The sequence below is a fragment of the Bartonella sp. AU18XJBT genome, assembly GCF_028618595.1.
Taxonomy (GTDB): domain Bacteria; phylum Pseudomonadota; class Alphaproteobacteria; order Rhizobiales; family Rhizobiaceae; genus Bartonella.
The window spans coordinates 1-3,273 of record NZ_JAQITE010000084.1 but is presented as its reverse complement, the minus strand read 5'-3'; the positions used below and the strand labels follow the sequence as shown (position 1 = coordinate 3,273).

At 39.7% G+C, this 3,273-nt stretch carries 4 protein-coding genes and 1 pseudogene; 2 read left to right on the top strand and 3 right to left on the bottom strand.

Features of this window, described 5'->3' with window-relative positions:
- A pseudogene (locus PVV60_RS09805) lies at positions 1-281 on the top strand (adenosine monophosphate-protein transferase); the annotation flags it as partial.
- A 78-nt stretch (positions 282-359) separates the two neighbouring features.
- Positions 360-578, top strand: a complete 219-nt coding sequence (locus tag PVV60_RS09800) for a type II toxin-antitoxin system RelB/DinJ family antitoxin (RefSeq protein WP_273724588.1) — start codon at positions 360-362, stop codon at positions 576-578.
- 54 nt (positions 579-632) lie between these two features.
- Here the strand turns inward: PVV60_RS09800 and virB11 are convergent, their stop codons facing one another.
- The 3 genes from virB11 to PVV60_RS09785 all read right to left on the bottom strand — a co-directional run.
- The gene (gene virB11, locus PVV60_RS09795; RefSeq protein WP_273724587.1) at positions 633-1,685 is read right to left on the bottom strand and encodes a P-type DNA transfer ATPase VirB11; all 1,053 of its coding nucleotides are present in this window, start codon (positions 1,683-1,685) and stop codon (positions 633-635) included.
- 17 nt (positions 1,686-1,702) lie between these two features.
- Positions 1,703-2,818, bottom strand: a complete 1,116-nt coding sequence (virB10, locus tag PVV60_RS09790) for a type IV secretion system protein VirB10 (protein ID WP_273724586.1) — start codon at positions 2,816-2,818, stop codon at positions 1,703-1,705.
- Between the two features lie 27 nt (positions 2,819-2,845).
- Positions 2,846-3,273 (bottom strand): TrbG/VirB9 family P-type conjugative transfer protein (locus tag PVV60_RS09785; RefSeq protein ID WP_273724585.1); only part of this gene is annotated, 428 nt, incomplete at its 5' end.

Genomic DNA, 3,273 nt, shown 5'->3' with positions numbered 1-3,273 from the left:
TTATGAAAAATGTTGAAGCTGGTCGTGAGAGTTATTCAAAGATACCAGAGCAGATCAATCAAGAGTTTTTAAAGCTACAAAGTGCTTTAGATAAACGTTTTGGACAGGATGCCATTCATAAACAAGACTTTGACTTGTCAAAAGCAATACCCCAAAATCAGCCGCAAGATAAAAATCTTGTGAGCGAGCTTCAAACAGCAGTTAAATTTTTGCAACAGAGACATACACAAGAGATAAAAAATGTGATAGCGCAAACAAAGTCAAAAGATGTTTCGCGATAAAGAAATTTATAACATTAGAAACTTGTTATTATAACTAATTCTATCCACACATAAGAAGGTAACTAAAGGAGTTTTACTATGAGTGTAGCCGTAGATTCAAAAGATGTTGTTCGAGCAAATATAGATAAGAAGTTGAAAAAAGAAGCTGGTGAAATATTAGCAAGTTTAGGACTTACGGTGTCTGATTTCATACGAATTTCCTTAGCTAAAGTTGTTGATGAAAGAGGATTACCATTTGATATGTCTATTTCTAATGCGAAAACGCTTAAAACTTTTGAAAAGAGTGCAAAAGGATAAGATGTATATTTTGCGAAATATATGAATGATTTATTTAAGTGATTTCAACAGTTTTTAAAAAGCATCACGGCGTTTGAAGGGGTCGTAATAGATTTCTGTTACACGAAATTTGCCTTCAAGGCGTTTGCATTGGATGATAACATCTATCATCGAGATTAATAAGCCGCGGATATCATCGCGCGCTAAATTACCACCACCGTCACTTTCTTTGACTAAAAGGGTCATTTGTTCGAAGGCTGCAAGGGCTGTTGAGGCGTGGACGGTGGTAATGGAGCCGGGGTGACCAGAATTGACATTACGGATATAGTAAAAGGCTGTACCATCACGCAGCTCTTGTAGAAGGATTCTGTCGGGGCGCATGCGTAAGCCTGATTCAAGCAGTTCTTTTGCGCCTGCTTTTGCTAAGCCTTGGTTATCTTTTGAATAAAAAAGTTGGACTTTGTTAGCGTGCGGAACGACAAGTTCTGGCGTGTCTTCAATGGTGAGAATTCGTTCATAGTCAGGGATTTTTGCAATTAAAGCTTTGGAGAGGGTTGTTTTCCCGGAACCGGTTTTGCCCGATATTAAGATATTTTGTTGTGTAATAACGGCGCGTTCTAAAAAGGTGCAAAAATCTTTGGCGATAAAGAGATCTGTTAGCTCTTTGTCTGTATCAGAGAGTTCGGATAATCGTTCTGTCATTTGTTGCGTGGGTGTGAAACTGGTGTTTTGAGCGACAGAGAACAGATTGTTTTCATGTAAACTTTCAAGAGAAAAAGTGCGTGATGAAGGTTTACGAATGGTCATGCTAATGGTATTGGCTGCAACAGCTGGAGGCATAACAATTTGTATGCGTTCGTTGTTTGGCAGTGTTGCGGAGAGAACGGGGTTTTCTACACTGATTTTTTGTGTTGTGTAGGCAGCAACAACTTTCGCAATCCCTTCTAGTTCGCCGTAGGTTAGTTCTTTTAAGATGTGGGTTTGCCAACCATTGGGACCCTCAACGATTACTTCGCCGGGGCGATTGATGACAATTTCAAATAAATTTTCATCATTAAGGAAGTCATCTAAGATCTTTAATTTTGTTAAGACGATGGAGGCGCGTTCTGCATTTTTTGCTGAGGGCATAATGTGACTTTATTGGCTTAATGAAAAAAGGAATAGCCGGGAGTAGAGCGGTTTCTTTTGCTCTTTACGGTTAGTTTATAGACAGATGAAAAATCGAGATCTCTTGCTACAAAGATGTTGACGAGTTCGCCTTGAAATTTTTCTAGGGTAGGAGGGATGTTGATTTGATTTTCAAGAGCAACGGTGGCTGTATCTTTTCCGATATTGCTTGCTTCAGAGCTGTTGAAACCACCACCTGAGTTAGAATTGCCTTTCTTTTTATTGGTTAGGTTTGTTGTAACGCTATCAACAACGGTGAGTAATAATGCTGAACTGAAGCGTTCCCACCAATGGGTGTTGACGTTGCCGTCAAAACCAGCTCTGCCTAAACTGTCAGTTGCAGGAGATGCAAGATTGATGATGACACCGGTTGGTGTTTTTGCTCTTGTCCAGAGCACAAAGAGGCGAGATTGACCCTTTTTAAGTCCTCCTCGGTATTCACCAACGACTTGGGTTCCTTTATCAAGCAAAACAACGCGCCCATTGTCAGAGAGGATATCACGGTTGATTATGCAGCTTGCAAAACCTGGTTGGTCACTGTTTAATGCGGTTTCTAATATACAGGGAATAGAAGTTCCCATGGCGATGATAAAGTTTCTATCTCCCATGATCCCAGCTCTTGTACCTTCTATTTTTGTAGGCTTTAGAAGTGAGGAAAAACTTTGTGAATCATTATTAGGAGTTTCACTTATATTATTACTATAGTTATTTCTCGTCATTTGAGTTGAAGAAGGGTGGGTATTGCTCGTAAAAGCCAATACGGGAGCACGTTGTGCAGCATCAAGTAAAGGATCTTTTTCAACTATTTTTTCTGGTGTTTTCGTTGGTGGTGGTAGTGTAATTGGAGCAATTTTTGCTCGTGATTCAGCGGAAACTAATTCTAAGGGAGTAACTGAGTTATTAAACTCTTGTTTTTTATGAACATTTACCGTGGATTTTGGTGTTGTTTGTGTTGAAAATATATTCCAAAGTACATATGCGCAAAATCCTACAAAAGCTATAATAATGATTATTTTTTTTGTATCCGATTTTGATGTATTATTTTTGCCACCCTCAATTGATCCTCGATCTTCGATGATTGTTTTATCACTCATATGTTGTCCCCTTCAATTCCCGCTTATTTAAAGATCTGATGCAATTTTACGTTCAACAGCTGGTGAGGTTGTTCCGGTATCTGGATTTATGCCTTTTGGTTGATAGGCTTCGTTAAAGACGCATAGGACGTTTCTTCCCTTTCTTAGGGTGAAGCGCGCGCTAATGGCATGGACAATAACCATGTTGCCTCTTGTGGTTTTGGGAACCAGCGATTCTGTACCGTCATTGTTGACAATATAAATGGCAGGGATTTCTTGGTTGTCAGGAAATGTAAATGTTGTTGTTTTGCCATTGTCGTAAACGGAGGCGGGTTCGAGCGTGCTCGATCCTTGAGCGGTGTAAGCCCAATTGCGTGGTCCGTAGGTTTCATAAGCGTTGAAGACATTATCAATCCGTTGGGATTGTTGTTTTTCTTGTCGCATAAGGGCTGCAAGTCTTCTTTGTTCTGCTTCTT